The organism is Citricoccus muralis (assembly GCF_003386075.1).
Lineage (GTDB): Bacteria > Actinomycetota > Actinomycetes > Actinomycetales > Micrococcaceae > Citricoccus > Citricoccus muralis.
On sequence record NZ_QREH01000001.1, the window covers coordinates 81081 to 106217 of the forward strand.

Consider the following 25137-nt stretch of genomic DNA (forward strand, 5'->3'; position numbering starts at 1 on the left):
TCGGCCAGGGTCTGCAGGGCCGCCGCGTTGGCTAGGAACCGGCGGGTCGCGGTGGTCGGGCGCTGGGTGCCCCCGGTCCAATCGACCGGGGACCCGGTCAGTCCTGTGCGGCCCGCTTCCGGTCCGCTTCGGTCACCAGCGGCGGCAGGCTGGCCGCCCCCGGTACCGGGTCCATCCCCTGGGACCGCATCCAGTCGAACACCTGCTCCGCCAGCACCGTCAACTTCTCGAACACCCGTAGCTGGGCCCGCTGCGGCAGCCGGAGCAGTTTCTCCGCCTCGACCGGTTCCACCCGGTCCCGGGCCAGCTGCATCGCCCGGGACTGCACGATCCCGATCAGGTGATCCTCGAAGTCCTGGCTGGCGCCCTGGTACTGGTCCAGGCCCAGCATCAGGTCGATCACCGTCACCTCCCCGTCCGGGTGCGCCGCCTCGAACGTCTCTACCAGGGACGGACCGTATGGTGTCGTCTCGTGCGGGTGCTGCCACACCGACTGGTCCGTCTCCCACCGGGCTTGCTCCCCGGCCAGGAACCGGCTGGCTCGCTCCGGTGTCGGGTCCTCGATTGGATCCGGCATCGTCCCGTCCCGCATCCTGTCCTGCGTCTTCATCGCGTTCTGCACTGTCCCGTTCTGCATCCTCGGTTCCTTCCATTTCGGCCAGCAGGTCCAACACGGAGATCTGACCGGCCACCTGTTTGCTTCGCTTCGCCACGCTAGGACTCCTGTCTGACATAACTGCACGACGGCCGGTAAGCGGTCAAGCCCCCGGCCGTCGAGCGACGGTGAGTGAACGGTCCGGCTACCGGGAAACCCCGGCCCCCTGCTGTGCGCCCGGTACCTTGACCGGGTTCTGGGCCGTCCAGCTCGTGAACGACTCCTGTGTCACCTCGGAGGGCTGCACCCCCTGGTCCACGGCCTGGCCAGGGGACTGGGTAAGGGACGCCCCCTTCCGGTGGTGGTTGCGGGGGAGCACCGTGACGGGGTTGTACTGCATCGACGCGGCCACATCCTCAGCCCAGATGCGATGGTTCAGTCCTGGTTCGCCGGTACTCGTGGAGTAGGCACCCACCTGATAGTTTCCGGAAACGGTCACCCGGTCACCCTTGTGCAGCGAGGCCAGGACGTTCTCTCCGAACCGGGGCCGGTCCACGGCCACGTCGTAGAATGTCGGGTCCGTGTCCTCCCACTTGCGGGAATCCTCGTTGAACCGGCGGTGGTTCTCCGCCATCTTGAACACGACCAAGTCCTGGCCGGCCTTGGTCTGTACCTGCCGGGGGTCACCCGTCAGGTTGCCCTGCACCGTCTTCTTGCCCACGCTCTCCATGACTTGCCCGCTTCCCTGCTCGATTGGTGCTGCTGGTCATCTGTGCTTGCTCGACGTCGGCCCGGTTCCGACGTCCTGCCACCAGTTCTCTGGTTGTCTGCTCAGGTGAGCGTCGACATACATGCCCCGTGACGTGGGTGTCAGTGGTCGGTGTCTTCGGGGTTCTGATCCGGGTCGATGTCGGCCCACGTGGTTCCATCGGGGGATTCCTCCCACACCACGGTCAGGTCCTCGGGGCCGCCGATGATGTTCACCGCGACCCCGGCCTGGCCAGGGGTCGCGGAGGTGTAGGCCAGGCGCACTGAACCGACCTCGGCCACGGACCGGGCGCGCAGGCCCAACGGGTCGGAGGCCCCGTGCTCGACGCCGTCGGTATCCACGGCCAGAGCGCGCACGTACTTCACGCCCTGGCCGGGGCGGTCGACGACCTTCTCGGTGCGGATCGTGGAGGCCGCGGTGATCCAGCCGTCCTCGTCGTAGTCCAGCTCGTAGGCGCCCACGGTGCCGGAATACGCGACCGGTTCCTTGTGCCGGCCGTTCTGGACGCAGCCGGCCTCGTGGGTCATCTCCTTGAGCCGCATTCGCATCTGAGCCACGTTGGGGTGCCACATCATCATCGGGGCCAGCCCGGGGGCCTGCTCCTCGAAGACCTTGTATTCCATGCACATCGCCGCGTACAGTTCGGCGGTCACATCCGGGTGGTGGTACCAGCACGCCGGGACATCGGAGGTGGTCAGCCGGTACTCGCGGATGAACCAGTCCACCCATCGGCGCAGTCCGTTCCACGCGTCCCACTGCTGTGCGGGTTCAATCTGGCGCCACCGGGTGCCCAACCACTCCGGAGGCCCCTCGGCGGCCAGGGCCGCCTCCACCTCCGGGTCCAGGTAGGGCAACGGTGAAGCCGCTGCCGTACCGTCGGTCTGCTCGGGGCCGGGGATCTGGTGGTTCAGCCAGGTGTCGTCGTCTTCGTCGTCCACCCACGGGTTGCCTGTCACCGGTGTCGCCCTCCTCATCGCTGCTGTCTGATCCGGCAGGGCCTATGGCCTGCTCGGAGACAGTTCGGAGCCGGAGCGCAGCGGTGTATATCGCTGGAGAGTGGATCAGTGGCGGATCAGGTGGTGGTGTCGGGGCGGCGTTGGCGGCGGTACTTCCGGGGTGGGCCGTCGATGAGGCCCAGCAGCCGTTGGACCATTTCGTCCACCGCGGCCCGGGCGGAGCCCTCGCCCGGGTGTTCGGCCATCCACCGGTGGACGGCTTCCTCGCAGATCGAGCACAACCACATCCCCTCCCCGTCGGCGCGGCGGCATGCGGCCCGGTCTACCAGGTCGGTGCCGGTGGTGTGGAACTGGAGCACGGAGACCCGCTGGCACAGTTCGCAGTTCAGCGGCTCGGTGGCGCCGGGGACGGGATCACTGGTGGTCATGTGGTCTTCTTTCTGTAACGGCGGATCATCCTCACAACGATAAGCACGGTGGCACGGCGTCGGTCCCAGCCCAAGTACTCCTTACGCGCATCCAAGAAAGCGTGCAGCTGTTCATGGTGGGCCCGGCACATCGGCATCAGGTCCTCATCTTTCTCCTGCGCCTTCCAGGCCCCCGTGGATGTCTCGCGCTGGACGCCGTCGTAGCGCAGGTGGTGCAGGTCCAGGGTGCCTGCCTCGGTCAGGGTGAGCTGGCAGACTGGGCAGGCTGGCTCGCAGCCCCGGCTCCTGGCGTCGCGGAACCAGCGCACCCGCCGGAATCCCCATTGGGGGGAGCGCAGGTAGTCGCGATAGTCCGCCGAACCGGTGCGGGTGAGGGAGAATCGTGCCATGGGCCGGTCCTCATCGCACCGGCACGGAAGCGGTCCAGTCTCTGACGTGCCCGCCCTCGGCAGTGTCGGCACGGGTCGGGGTGGAGGACAGTATCTCGGCCCCGCTGGTGAGCTCGGCGGCCAACTCGGCGTTGTAGGCCTTGAAGGCGGTGGCGATCTGCTGGGCGTCCTTGCGGTCGGGCCACTTGGTCATCCGCATCAGGATGGGCCGACCGTTGCGGTTCAACAGCAACCCCCAGCCGAAGGGCAACCGACGCAGCTCGGAGACGGTGAGCACCTCAGTGTCGTGCAGCTGCTCCGAGGTCGAGGACGAGTCCTTCCCGTGAGAGGTCGAGGTCCGGGTGATCTGGCGTTGACCGGCCAGCCGGGAGAACAGCTCCAGGTCGGTCACGTTGGAGGCCCCGCCGAGCTGGATCTTCACGGTGGCCGCGTCGAACAGGGCGGTGGCCGGTTGTTCGCCCCACTCGTTGCGGGCCTGGGCCAGGGACTGGAACACGGCGAACGCGCTGATGCCCACTCCACCGCCATCGGCCATGATCTGGGTCAGCCCGGGCCAGGCCCCGGCGATATTCGCGATCTCGTCCAGCACCAGGGTCAACGGCGGATCCAGCCGGTTGCCCGGCGACTTGGCGGCGATCTCGCGGGCGCGTTCGGTGATGGCATCCATCATCGCGATCAGAAACGGTCCGGCGGAGGACCCGCCGGTCTTGGTGCCCACAATGTAGAGCGTTCCGTTCTGGGACAGGAATTTGTCGATGTCCAGGGTCTCTTCGACCTGGGTGGGTTTGAGGACCTCGCGGACCTCGGGCACCGACAACCCCTTGACCGCGCCCTCCACGCCGAACCACTTGTTCTGCAACAGCTTGGGTTCGCCGTCGATGATGCCCTGGAGCACCAGGTTCCAGTTCGAGGCCGACGCCGGGTGCTCGGCCAGGATCTTGACGGCCTCCTTGGCCTCGGCCGGGTTGTTGCCCCAGCGCATCAGATCATCCACGGTGCGGGCCCCGAGGGCGGCGGCGTGGAGCAGGCATTCCATGATGGTCACCGCTGGGGCCTGCCACTCCGCGTTCGTCGAGGACGCCCCCAGTCCAGACGAGCTGATCAGGGAGGTGGCGCGCTGGTTGGCGACCCGGGGGACCTCGCAGCCGGTGATCGGGGACCACTTTAAGGTGGTCGGCTGGCCAGTGAGTCCCTGGGGGTCGAACAGGGCCACCGGCCCCTTGGCGGCGCGGAGGCTGGCGGTGGCGGCGAGGTTGTCGGCCCTCGAGCTGGTGGTGATCACCGGGCCGGGGGCATCCAGGATGGCCCCGATGAGCAGGTGCAGGCCCTTCCCCGAACGGGGCGGGCCGATCAGCACCACCGATTCCTCCAGGCAGCTCCACACCGGCGAACCCTCGGCCGAGCCCAACAGCAGGGCGGCATCGGCCGGCTTCGGGTGCTTGATCGACGGGCGGACCTTGGTGGCCTTCTTTCGTGCTGCTCCTGCGCCGACCGTCCGGCGGATCTCCGGGCCGCGGGCCATGCCCTCACGCCAACGGATGGAGCGGATGAAGGCCCTATCGGACTGCCGGTAGCGCATCCACGCATACGCCCCGGCCCCGATCGACACGGCCACGGTCAGCCCCAGCCCGATGTAGGCGGCGATGAGCGTTCCGGTCTCGGCCGCACAGCCAGCCACAGAACCGAAGGTGGTCCCGTCCCCGGTGGCCACGAAGCCCAGCGGGTCCACGATCGTGGCCGGCCACGCCAAGGTCCCGCACACGGCCCGGTTGGTGAGCACCCCAATGAGCACGTAGGCGCCGTACAGGGCGACCACCCCCAGCAGGGCCACCGGCCAGGCGTTGCTCGAACCTGCAGTGGACTGGCGGTTCTCGGCGGTCCAGCTCATGCCCGTGCCTCCTTCGGAGCGGTCGTGGCGGTCTTCGCTACGGTGACCAGCCGCTGATCGGTGTTGAACAGTTCGCGTTCGACCCGGGTGAGGTCGTTCTTCACCTGGAAACTGGACCCACCCAACCGCCACAGGCCCACCCCCTCATCCAGATGCTTGAGCAGGGAGCGTTCCCGGTCGGAGAGGTCCATCTCCTCCCGGGTGAGTCTCAACGCGGATTCGTCCTGGCGGTAGATCACCTTCACATCGGCGTCGGCCAATAAGGACTTGGCCATCGCGGCCATCTTCGATCCGGCGTCCCCGGCCATGTTCAGATCAGAGACCTTGTGCAGGATCAGCACGTTGAAGATGCCGTAGGCCCGGGCCAGCTTCCAGGACTCGACCATCCGACGCAGATCGGCCTCGGAGGAGATGTTGTCCCAGCCTTCCTCATAGACCACGATCCGCTGGCCACCGTCAGAAGTGGTGACCATGGCCTCGGTCCAGGCCCCGGAACAGGCGTTGACCACCCGGATCGCCTCCGGGCTGGCACCCTGCAGGGCGGAGGTGTCGATCGAGGTAGCCGGGGCGTTGGCGGCGAAGTGCGCGGTGGTTTCCCCGTCGAACATGCCCGCCAGGTCACCGCTGGTCATCCGGTGCAGGGTCATCGCCATCACCGAGGATGCCTCGGCCACCAGCCGGTCCGGGTGCGTTTTGTCGGCTTCCAGGGCCTCGATCACGTCGGGGATCACCACGACCCCACCCCGCTCCCTGGCGGTGTGCACTCCGGCGTCCAGGGCCAGGGAGACCACGTGGTGTTCGGCCGGGGACAGGTCCCGGTTGGTGAGGATCCTCACCAGGGTGATGAGGATGGCCATGCGCCGGGTGCGGACCATCAGCGCCCACCCCTCATCCGTCAGTGGCTCGCCCTGGGCGTTCACCGGTGGCCGGGTGCCCGGGTCCAGCGGGTTGAGTCGGGTGCCCATGCCCGGCCCGACCTGGATCACCGACCCGCCCACGGCATGCACGACGCGGGTCCACTCACCCTTCTTGTCCGAGGCCACCGAGAGCTTGCGCCCGGCCTGGACCAGACGCACCGACAGTGACTTCGCCAGTGAGGACTTTCCAGTGCCGATCTGCCCGAACAGCATCATCGACATCCCGGAGATGACCCCGCGCTCATACAACCGCCACGGGTCGAAGCAGAACGAGCCACCGCCGTTCAGATCCCGGCCCACGTACATACCATCGGCCCCCAATGAGGTTCCGGCCACATACGGGTAAGCGGTGGCCCCGGTGTGCGCGGTCGTCGGCACCCCCTGCAGGCGCAGTGTGGCAGTGCCGTGCAGGGACCGCCGGCGGCGTTGACCACCGCGCCCCCAGCACCGCCGAGGGAAGTCACCGGTGGTCTCGGTATCGTTCTTCTGCGCGGCTTTCAGGTCCTTGAGGATCTGCCGGGTGGAGCTGATGGAGGACCGCTTCGAGGCCCGGTTGGCCTCATAGAAGTCAAAGACCTCGACCTCCTGCCGGTTCTTGCTCGTCCGGGGCATCACATCTCCACCATTCCGAAGGGCAGCGCCGCGGCGAGCATCGCAGCGTCCTGTTCCAGATACGCCACTCGCAGCTCGCAACTGGCCTTGACCGCCCGGGACAGCACATCGGAGCAGTTGGCCTCCAGCTCCATTTCATCGGCACCGGTGACGGTGATCAGCACCGCCAGGTCCAGTCGGGCGTGACCGCTGACCAGTTCGGCCTCCTCCCGGTCGATGTCCTCCAGCTCCCGGTCATGCTCCAGGGTGTGAGGCCGGTCCAATTTGTCCATCAGTCGGGTCGTGGTCCGCCAATCGGCCTTACGCCGCTGGACCTGATTCAGGGCCTTGCGCACGTCACGCGGTGACCACACCACCGAAACGGTGTGCCGGAAATCTCCCGCGAAGATCAGCGGCTCCAGAAACCCGAGCCCGGCCTGAGACTGTGGGAACTCCGAGACCTTGTAGGTGCGATGCAGGTACCCGTCGGTGCGCACATGATCGGCGAAGACCTCCATCGCCATCGGCCCGGCCGAGCCCGGGGCGACCCCGACCCAGTCTCCGGAGCGTTCGGAGATGACGACCGAGGCATCGGGATCGAAGGCAGAGCGGACCAGGGCGGCCAGCGACCGGGGGGAGTGCCAGGCCTGCACGATGGTCCCGGAGGTCGGCAGGGTGCCCTCGATGGTCGTCATCGCCGACAGGGCCACCTGCATGAACCCGGGTAGGCCGCCACCGAGGGACTTGATCCGCTTGGCGATCTTGTCGCGGGAGAACACGAGCGTCAGCCACGTCTCGTGTACCGGCATGTCCTGGGCCTCGGCCATCAGCTCCACGAAGGCCGCGTGGAGGAAGGGGTTGATCTGCTCTGCGCTGGCCCCGCCGGCAGCGGTGGCCGCCGCGCTCTTGTGGTTGTAGTACTCCATCACCTTGGACCCGGAAATCAGGGTGGACTGGTCTGTGTGCTGGACCCGCACCACCCCGGGCATCCGGGCGATGGCCGAGATGGCCTCGCTCCAGTGCGCGGTCCGCTCCTCCTGGGCGTCGAAGGACTCCAAGGAGAAGGCCTTGGAGGTGTTGATCTTGGCGCACACGATGCCCTCACCCCGACGAGGATCGTAGACGAATCCGGCCCCACCGGGCAGGACGTACACCCTTAGCTCGTTGGCCTCACCGGGCAGCCGGAACCGTGCCCCGGCCCCGGGTTTGATCCGACCCGCCTCGTCCCGAGCAGTGCACGCGTCCCCGGACATCAATATAGGGGATGCCGGCTCATCCGGGTCCTCGTCGTCGGTGCCCTCGCGCCGCACGAAGGTCAGCTGGTTCCGGGCTCCGCGCAACAGGTATCGCAGCCACAGTCCCACCCAGCCGATCAGGGGCCGGCCCATGACTTTGGGCACGACGATCCCGGCGGCCGCCGTACCGATCACCAGGGCGGTGAAGAATCCGCGGGGAAACCCGCCAGCGAACACCAGGATCAACATCAACCCCAGGGCCGCCCCGAGGGTGATGACCTGGTACCAGTTCAGTCCCAGCAGCACCCCGGTGGTGCGTTCCCGGGCGAAGCGTGCCCCATCCCACGGGGAGTCCAGTTGCTGTTCGAGTGTCTGTTCGGCCATGGCTACGTTGTCCTTCTTTCGCAGATTCGCGGTCTCTGGTGCAGGTGGATCTCTACCGGCCGACGCGGGCCATGGAGCGTGCTGGACGGGTGAGCTGTCCGGCCTTGCGGGCCCCGCCACGGACCACGTTCGTGGACTGGCGCATCATGTTGTTGCCGCTGGACACCGCGGAACGCTCCATGGAGTCAGAGGCCCCTCCGGTGAGGAAGGAGACCATCGTGAGCATCATGAGGGGCATGGCTGCGCCCATCACGATCAGCACGATTCCGGCCGCCAGCTGGACCCAGTCGGTGCCGATCGAGGCAGCCACCATGCCGATCTTCACCACCAGTGCTGCCGCCGGTTTGGCCAGGATCAACGCGAAGACCACCGACAGCCACCGGGAGAACACCGCCTTGGCCGGTTCCAGGCTCAGGGAGAACACAGCGGCAGGCATCATCGCGGTCAACACCACGATGGCCACCAAACGGAAGATCATCATCAGCATCAGCAGCAAGCAGACTCCGACGATGATCAGCCCGACGATGAACGGGACGATGGCCATGCCCGGATTGTCGGTGTTGGTGGCCATCTGCCACTGGGAGTAATTCTCATCCATCAACACTTCACCGGTGGCCGGATCGTAGGTCAGGCCGAACAGGTGCAGGATGGCCCCCAAAGCGGCTTCCTCCCCGCCGGCCTCCCCGGCCTGCAGGATCCACAGACTCATCTGGTCCACCGCACCCAGCACCACGAACATTAGCCCGGCGACCACGTACACCGCCGGCACGGACACCACCGCGACTGTCAGTGCCCGGATCACTCCGGCCGTGGAGGACCGGAACAGAGACCAGGTCACCTGCACGGCCACGAAGATCAGCAGGAAGGGGATCATGGCCAGCACCATCACGTTGAGCATCCCGGGGTGCTCGATCGTGGTGGCCGTCTGACCGTCCACGTTCACCACGACGGTGCCCCCGACGATGGTCATCCACCACTCCGGGCTCATCGACCCGGCCGAGAACGAGTCCCGGATGAAGGCCCACGCCGCCGTGGCGAACCCCAAGATGCCATCACGCAGGAACGCCTGCATCGGTTCCATCAGGTTCACGGCTGCTCCTACCCTCGGTGTCGGTCAGGCGGGCTCAGGCGAACAACGGGACGCCGGTGGCCCAGGAGATGATGCCGCCGATGGATCCGACGGCGACGGCCGCGACCACGCCCCACAGCAGGATGCTCAGACCGGTGTCCTGCGCGCGGCCACCGCCGGAGAGCTTGCCGAACAGCCACACGACCAGCCCGGCGACCACGGCGATGACGAACAGCACCAGCGCGGTGGCCAGCACCATCCCGCCGATGTTCTGCAGCGTCGGCATCCACGGGGCGTTGAAATTCGGAGTCACCCCCGGGTCGTAGCCGCTGGCTATCACGGACAGAGACGTCAGTGCATTCATGGTTCGTTTCCTTTTCCTCCGGCCCTCAACAGGGCATCCCCCCTATGCCCCCTTGCAGGCACAGGAACCTTCAGGCGACTACGCAGCGCACCCGTCGCCGACAGTGACCTTCCGGACGTCCGTGGCGGCCACCCCGCCGAAACCGATCCCGTTGCTCTCGATTCCGATCTCCACCTCAGTGCAGTCGGCCGCCGTCTGGTTTTCGCTGGAACAATTTGGGCCGGGTGGGTACCACTTCAGGGACCGCATCTGCGGTTGCTGCCCCTCATCGGTGATCCGGTAGTCAATGGGTTGGCCGATGACCCTTGAAGCCAGCGCATACCGTTGCTCATTGGACGGCGGGTTGGATTCATCGACGAAGTTCCGCACTGCCTGCGAGGTGCACGTCGTCTTGGGCGCCTGGCGGTCGACGACGACCTTGCCGGGGCGAGCAGCCTCGGGCATCAATGCGGACGTCCCCATTGTGGATCCCCACTGCACCGCACCCCCGATCGAACCCAGCACTACCGCACCGAGCACGCCAGCGGCCACCATGTGCAGACCCTTTCGGGAGCTCTCTGACGAGCTAGCGGCCTTGCCACCCACCCACCGAATCAACCCGATGGCACAGCCAATGGCCAGCAGGATGATCGCGGCCCCAATGAAGATGCCAGCGACCGAGTTCAGTCCTTCCGGGCCGGTCAGGCCCCAGGGGTCAATACCTTCGAGCATGGTGTCCTCCGAGCGCGGGTTCTCGAGAACAGTTCGTACCGCTCCGCAACGGTATGTGTCAGAGACCGCACCCTGCATGGTTCGTCCCGATGCTCGATCGGCCTAAGAGATTGCGCGGATAGGCGGTCACCGCCACTGGTACTGCTTGACAGGACGGTCGTCCCATCGAAGGCGGATCCAGGATTCTTTGAGTAGCCGACGGAGCACGATGATGGCGTTGGCCAGGTGGGCCCAGGCCTGCTGGGCTTTCTCGCCGCGGTCGAGAACGACCTGGAGCAGTCCGAACCCCCGAGTGTGCCAGGAGTTGGTCCGCTCGATCATCCAACGGCGGGTGTGGTTGATTTTGATGTAGGTGCCCTTCGGGGAGATTTTCCAGTGGCACCCCAGCTCAGTGAGTAGGTCCCGGGTGACGTACGAGTCGTAGCCGGCATCGAGATCGACCCGGATCGTCTCGGGTAGGTGGAAGCCGAACCGGGACAACCGCTCCAGGGTCGGGCGCAGCAACGGCGAGTCGTGTCGGTTGGCCCCGGCGAGCACGACGCCGATCGGCAGGCCGTGGCCCTCGCAGAGCACGGAGCGTTTCTGCCCGGACTTGCCCCGGTCGATCGGATTCCGGCCGGTGTTGTCCCCGCCGCAGGGGGCTTTGACGCAGCACCCATCCACGCTCAGATGCTCAAGGTCCAGGCCGATGAGCCAGTCGAAGGTCTGTAGGACGGCCTGTTCCAGGGCGGCGAAGACGCCGTGGCGGATCCACTCGTCGCGTCGCTCGCGCAGGGTGGTGGCCGAGACGTTCTTGTCGGCGTGCTTGGTGTAGGCCCCGCCGAGGACGAGCCGGGTGACGAGCTTGTCGAACACGATCCGGTCATCGATCTTGGGTCGGTGGCATCCGAGCGGGTGGAAGGCTGCAGCGGGTGGTAGCAGTGCTTCGAACTGGCACCACAGGGGTTCGATGATTGAGGATGGAAGTGCTGGCACGGGTCGGGGTCCTTCGCCTCGAATGGATAGGTCGCACTTCCATCGAAACGAACCCCCGCCCGTGCCGGCCCGTAGCGACACGCCCGCCCGCAGGATCCGGGTCACACCCGCCTATCCGCGCAATCTCTAAGTGTCTGGCTCAGCTCATCGCACCAGCTGTATCGGGTGATGAAGCGCCAGCGGGGCTTATTTTGACGTGGTGCGCCAATGCGTTCATGCCCGTACCGAAACGCTTAACCGTCGTTGAGAGCAGTGAGGAACGTGCAAAGGTGCACCGAGGTGCCAGATGTGTGATGACTGATCTAGTGTTTTGGTTTCAGGCGCAGGGCGGAGCCGATGTGTCAGCCGGAGCAGGGCTCTCTGGGCCAGGCGACGGCGCCGCTGCTCGGGCATGCTGTAGTCGGGCCGTCTTAGCGTCTACCTGCCGGATTATCAGTTCCGCCGAGGTGGGCCAGCCTGCGGCTATGTTGCCGTCCCACTTGTGGATGGGTCCATGCCGGTCAGCCTAAAAGCGTCCGGGCCCTCACCTAGCCTCGCCAGGGCAGGTGTGCGACTACCGGAAGTCCGGCGGACGCATAGACAACTCAATTTAGAACCCGCTCAGCGCCCAACGCGCCTGGTGGTAAGAGCTTCCCAGTCACCTGAGCACCAATAGCGACGCTCCAAACTCACCGCCCACTAGGATTGAAGCGCTCGACTACTCGCTGAGTGGACGCCTGCCTAGGGCAAACGAGGTTAGGTGCGCCCTGCCTGCGAGAAGAAAGTGAAGGTATGGACGACACAGTAGGTCTCGACACGCTCAGCGTGGATCAGCTTATCGATATGATTCGCGAGAAAACTGGCGCGGGAGTGAACCTTGCCTTTCCAGGCAAGTTGTTGGCCAGACAGATCGGTCGCAGAGTAAGACCGCGTACGGTGCGGACCATTAAGACTCTCGGTGCTGGCGATGAGCAAGACCGTTCACGGAACCTTCTGATCGACGGCGACAACCTCCAGGCGCTTGCCTCTCTTTACCGCGAGAAGGGTCAAATCGACCTGATCCTCACGGACCCGCCGTACAACACCGGCAACGATTTTCGCTACAACGACAAGTGGGACCACGATCCGAACGACCCTGATATGGGTGAGCTGGTCGGTTCAGACGACCCAGCGAAGCACACAAAGTGGATGCGCTTCATGTATCCCCGCCTTCAGATGATGAAGGCGATGCTGAAGACCTCTGGCGTGCTGGCTATCTGTATCGACCATCGAGAGCTGTTCCACCTCGGGCAGCTGCTGGATGAGATTTTCGGGGAACAGAACCGCTTGGCGATCCTCAACTGGCAGAAGTCATATTCGCCGAAGAGCGGCAACGACCATGTCAGCACGGCCACTGAGTATGTGCTCGTCTATGCCAAGGATGAACGCGTTGCCCGGACCGGCCTTCTCGATCGCACGGAAGAAATGGATGCTCGGTACACCACCCCCGACGGTGACACTCACGTGTGGACGTCCGGGGACCTCAGCGCCGTTGGTGCTGAGTCACATCAGGGAATGGTGTTCGGTATTCAATCTCCGTTGACAGGCGAGGTGCATTACCCGCCATCGGGTCGACACTGGGGAACCGACCGGAGAACCATCCGCGCCTGGCTTCAAGAGTGGGGCGTCAAATATGAGGAGCGAGATCTCCATGACGGGGAGGTCCGAGCCCAGTTGTGCGGGCTCGATGCCTCAGCTGTCCGCCCCCACGTGAAAGCGCTGATGATCAAGGGCGAACTTTCCTCGGCCATGGCCAGGGCGCGGGCCGTGTACAAATCCAGTCCTTGGCCCAGTGTCTACTTCTTGGGCAAGGAAGGTGCAGGACGGCCACGACTGAAGCGCTATCTAGAGAACGTCAAAAAGGGTCTGGTGCCCATGACGTACTGGGCCGATGACGATATGGATTCTCCCATGGCGCTCGGCTCTGTCTCCTGGGATCACGAACAAAGCGGACACAGCCAGACCGGCATTAACGAACTTAATGCCATCGTTGGCAGGGGGCACGGTTTCGAGACCGTGAAGCCACTCAAACTAATGCAGAAGATCATCCAGATTTGGTGCCCGCTTGGAGGGACTGTGCTCGATCCCTTCGCAGGCTCGGGAACGACTGGCCACGCCGTGTTGTCACTGAATGCTGCTCAGAACGCAGATCGGCAATTCATCCTCATCGAGCAGGGACGTCCGGAGAAGGGCGACAGCTATGCGCGCACGCTCACTGCCGACCGGCTCAAGCGGTGCGTCACAGGCGAATGGTCCTCTGGCAAGGGAAAGCCTCTGGGGGGCGGATTCGCGTACGCGAAACTGTCCAAGCAGCTCGATTCAGAGACGCTTCTTCTCATGGAGCGCGACGAGATGATCGACACCGTTGTTGCCTCTCACACCGGGTCGAGTCGCCGACGCGGCGGGATTATCCACCTGCCGCAGCCAGAAAAGCCATACAGGTTCCTCATTGCGAAGAACGCCGACGAGGAAGGCATCTACCTCGTTTGGAACGGATCCGAGGAGGACAACGATCTGACCGAGGACGTATATGAAGAGATTGTGGATGAAGGAGTACGTGCAGGATTGGCATCCTCGTACCACGTCTACTCTCGTCTGAACCTCTTCGTCACTGATGACGTCCACTGGTACCAGATTCCTGACCGCATCTTGCAAGACTTCGGTGTGGACATCCGCACCGAATCGTTCGTGGAGGCCTAATGATCGAGCTGTTCCAGTTCCAACGCACCTACGCCTCCCAGATCGCGGATCGGTTCGTCAGTTACCTCGACGATCCCGTTGCCACTGGCCGCCTCAAGAATCGTCGGGTGGTGCCCTTCTACCAAGCATTGTCATCCATCACGGGGTCGGGCAAGACGGCGATTCTCGCCCAAGCTGTGGGCGAGATTACTACGCTGCTAGACCCGGCGCCGGTCGTGCTGTGGCTATCCAAGGGAAAGGTTGTCGTGGCGCAGTCGTATGCCAACCTGGCCGACGGGGGCAAATACAACCATCTGCTGGGCAGCTCGACGGTGCGCTTGCTCAGCGAATATCGTCAGGAGGACGTCGAACAGGCGGTGGGCGGAAGCGTCTACTTCGCGACGGTAGGAACCTTCAACCAGCGTGACCGTGAGTCCAGCATGCTGAAGGTCTACCGGTCGGAAGTAGATACGACCGAAACATCGGTTTGGGAGGCGCTAAAGGATCGCCGGACGGCCGATGGTGCGCTCCGTCCGCTAGTGATCGTCTACGACGAGGCACAAAACCTCAGCGATCAACAGACAGACTTGCTGCTTGAGCTCCAGCCCACCGCTTTTCTGCTTGCTAGCGCTACGCTGCGTTTCCCTCAGCGCTTCGGCGCGGAAGTCATGGAGCCACTGAAGCAGAACGGTCTCGACGACTCCGAACTCGTCACTTCAATCCCATCTGACGTTGTGGTGTCGTCAGGTCTCGTCAAAACCACAGTGACTCTGGAAGGCATCAACTCTCCGATGCAGGAGACCATTGCCGAGATGCTTGAAGATATGCGCGGCGTCGAGCAGGATGCCGCGGACGAAGGCCTGTCTTTCCTTCCCAAGGCGATCTACGTCAGTAACACCAACGTTGTCGACGGCGACGATGGCATGGCTGATGACCCGAAGCAGCCTCTGGCGCAACGCCAGGCGCCGCCGATTCTCATCTGGCGCTACCTGACCGAGGAATGCGGTATCCCCTCTTCGGAAATTGCCGTTTACGCCGACCTCAAGACGCACAAAGACTTCCCGCTGCCAGAGGACTTCAACTTGTTTTCGGGCGGAGAAAGTGACTATCAACGCTTCAGCGAGGGCAATTACCGGCACATCATCTTTAACCTTGCCCTCCAGGAGGGATGGGACGACCCCGAGGCTTACTTCGCCTACGTCGACAAATCGATGAACTCTCGCGTACAGGTCACGCAAATCGTTGGTCGCGTACTTCGCCAGCCGGGCGTGACTCACTATTCCTCCGAGCGGCTGAACGCTGCGCGCATTTACGTACGAGTTGATCGCAACAGCGTCTTCACCGAAGTCGTAGATGAAGTACGTGACGGGCTTGGTGGTGATGCACCCGAAGTTCGATTAGTTACCACCCCGCCCGGACGTGAACGACCGATCCCGTACTCCGTTAAGGTACAGAAGTTTGTTCCCAAGGTCGCACTGTCGACTGTTAAGGCAAAGCCTGCTGTTGAAGCAGTCGTCGCCAAACTCAACGATTACTCGAACGACACCACCAACACCCAGGCCACAGGGAGTCGTCGCACGGTATCCCAACGGGTCGGCGCCGGAGAGGCGCAAGACTCCGAATGGACAGACTTCCAACACGCCAGCAGTGTCTCGGTGAGGTGGGTCTTCCGGAGAGAAGTCTCTCGTAGCTTTCGCCCCGCTCTGACCACGATCAATACGGACGGACAGCGGTTTGACGCCAGAGTTGGTGTCGGTAGCACGGGTTACAAGCATGTTGTCGATATTGCGGCTGAGACCGTAGACCACTTCCTGGATTTCGCTCAGATCAAGCAACAAGGCCCCAACCCCTATGAGGTTGGTGATATCTTGGCTCGTCCTTCTGAGATGGAACCGTTCAATAATGCTCTGCACGCTGGCTACGATGGCTTGAACAAGTTGGAGAAGCCTTTCGCGCATGCGCTTGACGGTCTGGGGTTGCCGTGGTCTCGAAATCCCGCGCAGAGCGGCTACAAAATTCCTTTGCTTTCACCGGGGGCGACAACGTGGTTCTTCCCTGACTTCTTGCTGTGGGCAGACAATGTTGTCTACTGCCTTGAGACCAAGGGTGAGCACCTTATTGAATCCGACGCCGGCCGCAAACTCCTGAATGTTCTGCCTCCAAAGAACTCCACCACCCGGGTCGAGGTGAAGCTCATTTCGCGAGGTCGCTGGGACACGGAACGTACGCGGACATCGCCAGACGGCTACACGCTCTGGGGGCTCCGGCACGACGGGAAACTCAACGTCACTCATTTCGATGCAGTGGAGGATTTAGTCGCGGCTGTCGCTAATCTCGCGCCGGCGATCGATTGATTTTAGCCGCTTCCAGTACACCCACTGGTGCGCCAGGCTCCTTCCGGGATCGCGAGCTGATCGTTGCGGGGTTTCGCTGAGGGCTCACGGTTAGACGGTTCAACGTCGCTACAGGACAGTCCCCATTGGAGTCCGGCTCTCCCAATGGAGTCAGACCTGGAGGAAGCCACGATAAGCAGCGGCGTGCTGGCGCTGTGAAGGGGTGGCTATGACTGCTCCGTTCGTCCGGGCAGTGCAGCCGAATGAGTATTTGGCGGCTTGGAAGCCGCCGAATATTGCCTTTCGGGGCCACCGATATTGCCGGTGGGAGCCAGCGACCGTTGCCGTCGGAGCCACCATCCCACGCCAACGCTCAGCGACTCGATCGAGGTAGTGCTCTCGTATACGCCATGCCCATCGGTGTGGATCCAGATCATGACCTCGTCCATGACTGCTGCAGCATGCACGCCGTCCCTCGGCGTCCCCTGAGCGTGCGTGGATTCGTCGATGCCCCGCGGTCGACGTCAAAGATGGGATGAGACGGGACCGCTATTGTGACCCGTCTGGGCCCGGGCGCTCTTCCCTGCAATGTCGGCCTCCGGCTTCGGCCCCAGGCCCTCGTAGCTGCTTGTGCTTTGCACGTGCCCAGATCACGCGTGAGCGGGGTGGCACCCAAGCACGCCAGTGGTGGCTCCGAAACGCGCCACCGACAGATTGGCCCACTGGCCCCCACACGCAATACTGGTGGACCCCAGTGGAGCAAATATTCAGCCGAACCCGGCCCGTGGCAACATCTGGTCGTAAAACAGCCGTGATTCTGCATCATTTAGGGGTGTCAACTTCCGCGAGCTTTCGCGGTTCTTGCTCCCTGGCTTGAGTCTCGGAAGGTTTCGAGTCCCACCGGGGCACCTCGTAAGAAGGTCGCTAATTTCCCTAGACTCCGAGGGACTAGCAGCCTTCGCCGACCCTAGGGCCAGCCGTTTTCCCACGCCTTCCCACAATGTGCGCCAATGAAGTCTGATCCAGCCGGACGGGGATGGCGTTCAGGTCTTCGCTCAACAAGCGATCCGAGCGTCCTTCGGCACGTGGTAGCTGCAGCGCCGACATGGGACCCACTCTTTATTGGGAGTCTGACCACCCTCGTACTGCGGTTGACGTGCAGCGATTCCATCTGCTATAATGTGGCTCGGCAGTCTGGACTGCCTCTCTCCGAGTCTGAGTCCCCACGCGACGAAGACGATGAGGACAACGGTGGCCGATCCAGAGAAACTATACCTGTTGGATTGAGATCTCTCTCATGCCCCAGGGCTGGCAGGCGTGGGGTGCACGGCCCGGAACAGAGATTGAGATGACCTCCGACAACCACACCCACAATCGTGAACTCCAGCGGGACGCGCGCGCGTGGGCAGCCTTCACAGGCACGACATATAATGCTGCGCTGCGACAGATGAGCTCACCGGTCGCTCAGGGGTTCCTTGGCGAACGAGTCAGCGCACGGCAACTGATCGCCGTCCTAGACGATCACGAACTCATCGGTGCACACGATGGCGACCCGATCCTCGGCGAGGGCGGTTACCTTTCGGAATTGCCGTGGAGCTTCAACGGCAAGACCGATTTCATCGAGCTCGCCCTCATCACGGACATGCTCCGGATGCTTATGCCCGCCTCGGACGCCACGGCGCCAGAGGTGAGCAGCTACTCCTTGAAGCACACCGCTGAGTGGTTTCTCCGCCCACACTGCTCCTACGTATCCAACGGTCGACTGATCTGGGCGGCAGCGGCGGTGGGACTTCGGGTCGCCGCCCCGGATGACGCTGGCCTGAACCTCCTGATCGGTGTGTCGGAGCGCGGGCACGACTATGTTCGCCGAATGGTCGGCCCTGGGCAGACCCGACCGCATGCCGACCACTACCGCCCCGACGGATACGCACACCTACAGACCGAACTTGCGAAGGCGGCCGCAGGCGACCCCACTACAGCTCGCTGGGTCCAGTCAACTCTTGTGGACGAAGCAGCTCCGTTCCATGACTGGCTGATTCTGCAAGTGGGCCGCGATGACGTCGTCGGCGATCTCGCGGGCGACTACGCCGCGGGCATCCGAGTCAGCCACCACCGCATCGCACGTACCCCTGACGAGCTATTGGCGATTTTCCATGAGATTCCACACTCACCCGAAGCCTATGACTCCGTAGTCAGCGCGATCGCAGAGTGGATGACGACGGTGCCATCCGCAGTACCCGTGCGGACGGAGCAAACCGGCGGAGACGCGCATGGCCATGAGGGATGGGGCGCGGGTGCCGGGACCGTGGCGCGATACGAATACCTGTGCCCCTGTGGTGACGGGAGGATCATCGAAGAGCACGACAATGTGCCGGGCTTCCGGGAGCACGACGTGCAAATCGACTGCGATAGATGCCGCGCGGAGTGGCGCTTCGTTGACGGCAGAGGTGTGCGGGACTGGGGTCTCGAACCTGTAGCCGGGAGCACCACTGCCTAAGGACGTAACAAGCACGCCGCACCGGGCTAAAATGAGCCGGCCCGGTGCGGCGCCCTCGGGAAACGCGACTACGTTGATTCATTGCGGTCGTAGCAGCGTCAAATCGACGTCGGAGCTATTGCGCAGGATGGGACTCGGCGCTCAAGACGATATGGCGACTGACATGCGACCGTTCGTGTCTTTCGATGATGAGCCTCGTGTCGCCCCGACCCGAGAGTCCCCGGGGCTTGACTAGATTCTTGCCGGCGAGGCTGGCGGTGACCAAGAGGACCTGGAGGTCATGGAGTGACTACGGCTCAGGGAGATATCTGAGACCCTGGGCACTTCGTGGCCAAACACCGCCCCGGTCTTCCAGCGTCCCATGCCGGGTGCGGCGGTACCCTCTGCCGATCCAAATGCGCCCTCACCCTAAGAAGTTGTGAAGAATCGTGGTCCCGACTGTGGCCATTCTGTGGCCACAGTCGCAGTAACGTCCCATCACGAGGAGGTACGAGACGGGCCAGATTCCGTGTGATTCCGGGGAACTTGGAACACAGTGAAACTGCCCGAAACCCGCCATTCCGGGGGCGCCGAAACTTGAAAACCGGTGTGGGCAAGGCTCAAGAGCATCAAGTACACACCATGGTGGGTCCGGATGGCCGGACCCAAACCATCCCGAGTCCACCTCCTGAGTGCTGGAGAAGCGTTCGGCCATAGACAGGGTGGGCGTTCGGCCCGGCGGACTTCCATGGGCTCGAACGTCCGAGAAATCTTCGTCCTTGCCGTTCGACGGCGCCCCTGTTTGAAGCTTGCTGTCGTGCCCACGTTTTGCCCACACTTTGCCCACAGCTACCCCGATTTCCACTAATCTCACCGCATCAGAAACCCCGGAATCTTAGGGAAGTCTGCGCCCAAGTAGGATTGAGGGAGGTTTCGAGTCCCACTGGGGGCACTGTCCGGACTTCCACTCCGGCCGCCCGGCACCGCTGTTCGCCGCCACCGCCCATTAAGCCGTCAGCGGAGGGGAGGGGCTGCCGTCCGTTGTCAGGTTGCTTTTCAGGTTCGGCAGATAGACTGATAGCAGTCCCCATCACGTCCATGCCGCGCCACCCGGGCCGGAGAGCACGACCGTGGACCGCACGCGACCAGCAGAGGAGATGGCCAGTGGCCAACCCCGTCTTCAACAGCAAGAACTTCCAGGAACAGATGCACTCCGGTGACGGTCGGGGTGGCGCCGCCACGCAGCAGGCGCCGGGCTGGTATCAGGGCGGCTCCCGAGGCCAGGCCCAGCAGGGCTATTTCGGTCAGCAGGGCCAGAAGGCTCCGCAGGGCCAGCAGTACACCCCGGAGCAGCTGGAGCAGATGTACGCCCAGCCCGCCGCGGGTCCCGCTGACACGGGCCGGATGAGCTACAACGACGTCATCGCCAAGACCGTCATCACCCTGCTGCTCGTCGTGGCCGGTGCGGCCGTGGGTTGGAACATGCCGGCCCTCATGCTGCCCGGCGCCATCGTCGGCCTGGTCCTGGGGCTCGTCAACGCCTTCAAGCGCGAGCCCTCACCCGTGCTCATCCTGCTCTATGCGGCCGCGCAGGGCCTGTTCCTCGGTGGCATCTCCGGTGTCTTCGAGCAGATGTGGCCGGGCATCGCCGTCCAGGCCGTGCTGGCCACGCTCTGCGTGTTCGCCGTGACCCTGGCGCTCTTCGCCTCCGGCAAATGGCGGGTCTCCAAGAAGTCCGTGAAGATCTTCATGGTCGCGATGATCGGTTACGCGCTGTTCTCCGTGGTCAACCTGTTCCTGATGCTCTTCGGTGTCACCGACGCCATGTTCGGCCTCCGCGGCGAGTTCCCGCTGTTGGGTCTGGGCATCGGCCTCCTCGCCGTGTTCCTGGCCGCGTTCTCGCTGATCATGGACTTCACCGCCATCACCCAGGGCGTCAAGGCCGGGGCCCCGCAGAAGTACTCCTGGTCCGCGGCCTTCGGCCTCACCGTGACCCTCGTGTGGCTCTACGTCGAGATCCTGCGCATCCTGGCGATCCTGCGCGGCAACGACTGACCACGCACTGAACCGTCCACAGCCATCGGCTGGCCCCGTCCGGGAGGAACAATCCGGACGAGGCCGGCCGATTCTGGGTTAATGGAGCCATGAACGAGTCCGAGAACCGTCCCGCCGGCCTGTCTTCCGGCCTGTCTTCCGGCCTGCCCTCCGGTGAACCCTCTGGGCAGTCGTCCCGTGAGCCCTTCGACCGGCCTGCCGATCAGCCTGCCGATCAGCGTGCCGGGCCGCAGTTCGGCGGGCCTGCGGCGACGGGTACCCAGTACGTGCTGCGCCATGGCGGGGCCGAGGCCATCATCACCTCGTTGGCCGGTGCCCTGCGCCGCTATGAGGTGGAGGGGACGGCGTTGGTGGAGACCTACGGCCCGGACGAGATTCCGCCCTCGGCCTGTGGCATCCAGCTGTGCCCGTGGCCCAACCGCGTGCGGGACGGTCGCTGGACGCTGGACGGTGCCACCCAGCAGCTCGACCTCACGGAACCGTCCCGCTCCAACGCCAGCCACGGACTGCTGCGCAACACGGCGTTCGTCCCGGCCGAGCAGACGGGCCGCATGGTGGTCCTGCGCGGCGAGATCCACCCTCAGCACGGCTACCCATTCCGCCTCACCCACCAGGTCACCTACACCCTGGACGACGACGGCGCCCTCACCGTCCACCAGCAGCTCACCAACCATTCCGGCCGGCCGGCCCCGGTCGCCTTCGGCGCCCACCCCTTCCTGCGGATCGGGGACGTTCCCAGCGAGGAACTGATCCTGACTCTGCGGGCGGCCGCCCGGGTGCTGTCCGATGATCGGCTCATCCCCACCGGGATGGTCTCGGTTCAGGGCACGGCCGAGGACTTTCGTGAGGGCCGGCCGGTGGGCACCGGCCTGCTCGACGCGGCGTTCACCGATCTGGAGCCCGGCGAGGACGGCCGTCATCACCACACGCTCTCCGCGCCGGATGGGCGTAGCGTGGAGCTCTGGACGGACCCGGCCTTCGGCTATGTCCACGTCTTCTTCACGGACCGGTTCCCCGGCCGTCACCGGGCCGTGGCGGTGGAACCGATGACGGCTCCGGCCAACGCCTTGAACAGCGGCGACGGACTGGTGTGGATCGGTCCGGGGGAGCACCTGGGCGCCGCCTGGGGCATCTCCCAGCACCGTCCACCGAACCGTTCCTCTCATCTCTCACACGACCGTCCACACGCTGAGGAGGCAGTCCATTGAGTACTCGCCCAGAGTCCGGGGCGCCGGACGCTCCGGGTCCCGGGCTGCCCGAAGTACCGGGCCCCCAGCCTGAGGCTCGGGTGCCGGACCCCCTCCTGACAGCGCCCGACCAGGCCAACAGGGTCGCCGCAGACGTTCCCTACGGGCTGACGGTGGCCGCTGCCTGGTCTTGGCGGGTGCTACTGGTGCTGGCGATGGCCGGGGCAGGCATCTGGCTGCTGAGCCATGTCTCCCTCCTGGTCATCCCCCTGATCGTGGCGGCCCTGTTGTCCACCCTCCTCTCGCCGATCCACCAGCGGCTCGTGGCTTGGGGCATCCCGCGCGGCCTGTCCGTGACCGGCGTCATCCTCGGATTCATCGTCCTCATCCTGGGCCTGCTCACCCTCGTCGGCCAGCAGCTCGCCGTGGGATTCACGGACATGCGGGACCAGATCGTGGTGGGGGTCCAGGGCATCGTCGTCTGGCTGGAGTCCTTCGGCGTCACCACGGACCAGTGGAACGACATCCTCTCGGACCTCGGCGAGGCGGTCCGGGCCAACAGCCAGACCATCCTCTCGGGTGCTCTGGGCTTCGGCTCCACCGCCGGCAACATCGCCGCCGGCACGGTGCTGGCCGTCTTCGCGCTGATCTTCTTCCTCTATGACGGGAAGAGGATCTGGCGGTTCTGCCTGAACTTCGTCCCCGCCCGCCATCGCAATGCCATCAACGGCGCCGGAGATGTCGGCTGGACTTCCCTCGGCAGCTACGTCCGGGTCCAGATCTTCGTCGCGTTCGTCGATGCCCTGGGCATCGGACTGGGCGCCTTGATCCTCGGCGTGCCGCTGGCTCTGCCCCTCGGTGTGCTGGTGTTCTTCGGCTCGTTCATCCCCCTCGTGGGTGCCTTCCTGACCGGCGCGGTGGCCGTGCTGCTGGCGCTCGTGGCCAACGGCTGGGTGAACGCCCTGATCATGCTCGGCGTGGTGCTCCTGGTCCAGCAGATCGAAGGCAACGTCCTGCAACCGTTGGTCATGGGGCGTGCGGTCAGCCTGCACCCGCTGGCCGTATTCCTGGCCGTGGCCGGGGGCACCGCGGTCATGGGCCTGGTCGGCGCGATCTTCGCCGTGCCGCTGATGGCCTTCCTGAACGCCACCATCAAGTACTTCCACGCCAAGCCGTGGCTCGAGGACGAACCTGAACCCGCGGCGGCCTCGGATTACCGCGATACCCGGCTCAAGGAACGCGCTGCTGGGCTCAAGGACCGGGCTGCCGGTCTCGAGGGGCCCTGGGGCCGGGCCTATGTGACCATCGACGGCGTGGTCCGCAGGGCCACGAGCGGTGCTGGCGGATCCGGCAAATCCGGTGACGACGGCGACGACGGCGCCGGTGGAGTTTCCGGCAGCCCTGGTGGCGGCGCTCCCAGCGCTGCCAAGAGTGCCCTGTCAGCCAGGCGGCGACGTCAGGCCCGCCGCCAGCTCAAGCGGACACAGTCCCGCTCGCGCTTCCTGCCTCGCCGTTTCCGCAAGGATCGCGCCGCGGGTGCTGACACCGACTCTGACACCGACTCTGACACAGACCCTGATGCCAGCCCTGGTGCCAGCGCTAGCGCCAGCCCTCATGCCAGTCTCGACGCCGGCCCCGGTGCTGGACTCGGTGGTGGCCCGGAGGCCGATACCGGTGCCAATGCCGACCCCGGATCCGGCACCTCCGGCAATCTTCGCGGCAGTGGGTCCGCGGGGGAGGAGAATACGGGGATGGACCACTCCGGCCGCCGGCCGGACCGAAACGGAGGACCACAGTGATCACCACCCCCCAGAGCAGTGCAGATATCGCGACGGGTACGGCTGCCGACCGCGCGGAACTCCCGGGACTTCCCGTCACCCTGGCGGACATTGAGGAGGCCCGGCAACTGCTGGACGGGGTCATCGTCCCCACGCCGCTGGACCACTCCAGGGCCCTGGGCAGACTCACCGGCTCCGTGGTTCACCTCAAGTGTGAGAACCTGCAGCGTGCCGGCTCCTTTAAGGTGCGTGGCGCCTACGTCCGGATGGCCAAGCTCTCCGAGGACGAGCGCGCCCGCGGGGTGGTGGCGGCCTCCGCCGGCAACCACGCCCAGGGGGTGGCCCTGGCGGCCTCCAAGCTGGGGATCAAGGCGACCATCTTCATGCCCCGCGGCGTCGCGCTGCCGAAGTTGCAGGCCACGAAGGACCACGGCGCCGAGGTGATACTGCACGGCAACAACGTGGATGAGGCCCTGTCTGAGGCGCAACGGTATGCGGACGAGTCCGGCTCGGTCTTCATCCACCCCTTTGACAATGCCGACGTGGTGGCCGGCCAGGGCACGATCGGCTTGGAAATCCTCGAACAGGATCCAGAGGTGGACACGCTGGTGTTGGGCATCGGTGGCGGCGGCCTGCTCGCCGGCGTGGCCGTGGCCATCAAGGAGATGGCCCGCCGTCAGGGCCGGCACATCAACATCATCGGCGTCCAGGCGGAGAACGCCGCGGCCTACCCGCCGTCGCTGGCCGCGGACGCCGTGGTGCCGCTCTCTCACGTCTCGACCATCGCCGACGGCATCGCCGTGGGCAAGCCTGGCCAGATTCCCTTCCAGATCATCAAGGAACTCGTGGATGGGGTCGTCACCGTGTCCGAGGACGCGATCGCCAACGCGCTGGTGTTCTTGCTGGAGCGGTCCAAGATGGTGGTCGAGCCCGCCGGTGTGGTGGGCGTGGCCGCGTTGCTGGAGGGCAAGTTGGCCGAACTCGGGATCGAGTCCAAGCACACCGTGGCCGTGCTCTCCGGCGGCAACGTGGACCCGATGCTGATGCTCAAGGTCATCCAGTCCGGCTTGGCCGCGGGCGGTCGCTACCTGACCGTCAAGATCTCCCTGCGAGACCGTCCCGGAGAGCTGTCCAACATCTCCCGGATCATCTCCGAGACCGAGGCCAACGTTACCCGCGTGGACCACAGCCGCATCGGCGGCTCACTCAGCATGGGAGACGTCACCATCACGATCGACATGGAGACCCGCGGACCTGAGCACTCCGAGCAGGTCCTGGGCCGGTTGCGCTCCTCCGGCTACCAGCCGATCGTGCAGCACTAGACGGCTTCGTCTCTGAGC

19 protein-coding genes are annotated in these 25137 nt (G+C 64.8%); 7 read left to right on the top strand and 12 right to left on the bottom strand.

What is annotated here, in order from left to right; genetic code table 11:
• Positions 1-97 precede the first annotated feature (97 nt).
• From C8E99_RS00340 to C8E99_RS00395, 12 genes are all read right to left on the bottom strand, one after another.
• Positions 98-637, bottom strand: a complete 540-nt coding sequence (locus C8E99_RS00340; protein ID WP_115930605.1) for a hypothetical protein — start codon at positions 635-637, stop codon at positions 98-100.
• A 163-nt stretch (positions 638-800) separates the two neighbouring features.
• Complete coding sequence (locus C8E99_RS00345) at positions 801-1316, bottom strand: single-stranded DNA-binding protein (RefSeq protein WP_170144493.1); 516 nt, start codon at positions 1314-1316, stop codon at positions 801-803.
• Between the two features lie 149 nt (positions 1317-1465).
• Entirely contained in the window at positions 1466-2320 is an 855-nt protein-coding gene (locus C8E99_RS00350; protein ID WP_115930607.1) for a hypothetical protein, read from the bottom strand.
• A gap of 116 nt (positions 2321-2436) precedes the next feature.
• Positions 2437-2748: a hypothetical protein gene (locus tag C8E99_RS00355; protein WP_115930608.1), complete on the bottom strand. Its 312-nt coding sequence runs from the start codon at positions 2746-2748 to the stop codon at positions 2437-2439.
• Positions 2745-3137, bottom strand: coding sequence for a hypothetical protein (locus C8E99_RS00360; protein WP_115930609.1), 393 nt, complete (start codon positions 3135-3137; stop codon positions 2745-2747). The genes C8E99_RS00355 and C8E99_RS00360 overlap by 4 nt, the downstream gene beginning before the upstream one ends.
• Before the next feature lie 10 nt (positions 3138-3147).
• Entirely contained in the window at positions 3148-5025 is a 1878-nt protein-coding gene (locus C8E99_RS00365) for a type IV secretory system conjugative DNA transfer family protein (RefSeq protein WP_115930610.1), read from the bottom strand.
• Positions 5022-6554, bottom strand: coding sequence for a conjugal transfer protein TraC (locus C8E99_RS00370; RefSeq protein ID WP_245952002.1), 1533 nt, complete (start codon positions 6552-6554; stop codon positions 5022-5024). Before C8E99_RS00370 ends, C8E99_RS00365 begins: the two co-directional genes overlap by 4 nt.
• Positions 6554-8152 (bottom strand): SCO6880 family protein, encoded by a 1599-nt coding sequence (locus C8E99_RS00375; RefSeq protein WP_115930611.1) that lies wholly within the window; start codon positions 8150-8152, stop codon positions 6554-6556. Before C8E99_RS00375 ends, C8E99_RS00370 begins: the two co-directional genes overlap by 1 nt.
• Before the next feature lie 52 nt (positions 8153-8204).
• A complete protein-coding gene (locus C8E99_RS00380; RefSeq protein ID WP_115930612.1) occupies positions 8205-9242 on the bottom strand; it encodes a TrbL/VirB6 family protein in 1038 nt (345 codons plus the stop codon).
• 34 nt (positions 9243-9276) lie between these two features.
• On the bottom strand, positions 9277-9585 hold the full coding sequence (locus C8E99_RS00385; protein ID WP_211308959.1) for a hypothetical protein: 309 nt from the start codon (positions 9583-9585) through the stop codon (positions 9277-9279).
• A gap of 78 nt (positions 9586-9663) precedes the next feature.
• Positions 9664-10374, bottom strand: a complete 711-nt coding sequence (locus C8E99_RS00390; protein WP_147301141.1) for a hypothetical protein — start codon at positions 10372-10374, stop codon at positions 9664-9666.
• Between the two features lie 48 nt (positions 10375-10422).
• Positions 10423-11271 (bottom strand): IS5 family transposase, encoded by an 849-nt coding sequence (locus C8E99_RS00395; protein ID WP_115930614.1) that lies wholly within the window; start codon positions 11269-11271, stop codon positions 10423-10425.
• A 771-nt stretch (positions 11272-12042) separates the two neighbouring features.
• Here C8E99_RS00395 and C8E99_RS00400 point away from each other — a divergent pair.
• From C8E99_RS00400 to ilvA, 7 genes are all read left to right on the top strand, one after another.
• Complete coding sequence (locus C8E99_RS00400; protein ID WP_115930615.1) at positions 12043-13989, top strand: site-specific DNA-methyltransferase; 1947 nt, start codon at positions 12043-12045, stop codon at positions 13987-13989.
• Positions 13989-16322 (top strand): DEAD/DEAH box helicase, encoded by a 2334-nt coding sequence (locus C8E99_RS00405; protein WP_115930616.1) that lies wholly within the window; start codon positions 13989-13991, stop codon positions 16320-16322. Before C8E99_RS00400 ends, C8E99_RS00405 begins: the two co-directional genes overlap by 1 nt.
• A gap of 1327 nt (positions 16323-17649) precedes the next feature.
• Positions 17650-18798, top strand: a complete 1149-nt coding sequence (locus C8E99_RS15975; protein ID WP_211308960.1) for a hypothetical protein — start codon at positions 17650-17652, stop codon at positions 18796-18798.
• 1143 nt (positions 18799-19941) lie between these two features.
• A complete protein-coding gene (locus C8E99_RS00415) occupies positions 19942-20832 on the top strand; it encodes a Bax inhibitor-1/YccA family protein (protein WP_115930617.1) in 891 nt (296 codons plus the stop codon).
• Positions 20833-20921: 89 nt separating this feature from the next.
• Entirely contained in the window at positions 20922-22040 is a 1119-nt protein-coding gene (locus C8E99_RS00420; protein WP_115930618.1) for an aldose 1-epimerase family protein, read from the top strand.
• Positions 22037-23818: an AI-2E family transporter gene (locus C8E99_RS00425; protein ID WP_245952003.1), complete on the top strand. Its 1782-nt coding sequence runs from the start codon at positions 22037-22039 to the stop codon at positions 23816-23818. The genes C8E99_RS00420 and C8E99_RS00425 overlap by 4 nt, the downstream gene beginning before the upstream one ends.
• Before the next feature lie 26 nt (positions 23819-23844).
• Positions 23845-25119, top strand: a complete 1275-nt coding sequence (gene ilvA / locus C8E99_RS00430; protein WP_115933094.1) for a threonine ammonia-lyase — start codon at positions 23845-23847, stop codon at positions 25117-25119.
• The last annotated feature ends 18 nt before the right edge of the window (positions 25120-25137 follow it).

What these genes read in the sequence shown, in the direction of transcription:
- C8E99_RS00340 (WP_115930605.1), bottom strand. Translation starts at nt 637, where the DNA reads ATGCAGAACGGGACAGTGCAGAACGCGATGAAGACGCAGGACAGGATG.
- C8E99_RS00355 (WP_115930608.1), bottom strand. Translation starts at nt 2,748, where the DNA reads ATGACCACCAGTGATCCCGTCCCCGGCGCCACCGAGCCGCTGAACTGC.
- C8E99_RS00360 (WP_115930609.1), bottom strand. Translation starts at nt 3,137, where the DNA reads ATGGCACGATTCTCCCTCACCCGCACCGGTTCGGCGGACTATCGCGAC.
- C8E99_RS00365 (WP_115930610.1), bottom strand. Translation starts at nt 5,025, where the DNA reads ATGAGCTGGACCGCCGAGAACCGCCAGTCCACTGCAGGTTCGAGCAAC.
- C8E99_RS00370 (WP_245952002.1), bottom strand. Translation starts at nt 6,554, where the DNA reads ATGCCCCGGACGAGCAAGAACCGGCAGGAGGTCGAGGTCTTTGACTTC.
- C8E99_RS00375 (WP_115930611.1), bottom strand. Translation starts at nt 8,152, where the DNA reads ATGGCCGAACAGACACTCGAACAGCAACTGGACTCCCCGTGGGATGGG.
- C8E99_RS00385 (WP_211308959.1), bottom strand. Translation starts at nt 9,585, where the DNA reads ATGAATGCACTGACGTCTCTGTCCGTGATAGCCAGCGGCTACGACCCG.
- C8E99_RS00390 (WP_147301141.1), bottom strand. Translation starts at nt 10,374, where the DNA reads ATGCAGGGTGCGGTCTCTGACACATACCGTTGCGGAGCGGTACGAACT.
- C8E99_RS00400 (WP_115930615.1), top strand. Translation starts at nt 12,043, where the DNA reads ATGGACGACACAGTAGGTCTCGACACGCTCAGCGTGGATCAGCTTATC.
- C8E99_RS00405 (WP_115930616.1), top strand. Translation starts at nt 13,989, where the DNA reads ATGATCGAGCTGTTCCAGTTCCAACGCACCTACGCCTCCCAGATCGCG.
- C8E99_RS15975 (WP_211308960.1), top strand. Translation starts at nt 17,650, where the DNA reads ATGACCTCCGACAACCACACCCACAATCGTGAACTCCAGCGGGACGCG.
- C8E99_RS00420 (WP_115930618.1), top strand. Translation starts at nt 20,922, where the DNA reads ATGAACGAGTCCGAGAACCGTCCCGCCGGCCTGTCTTCCGGCCTGTCT.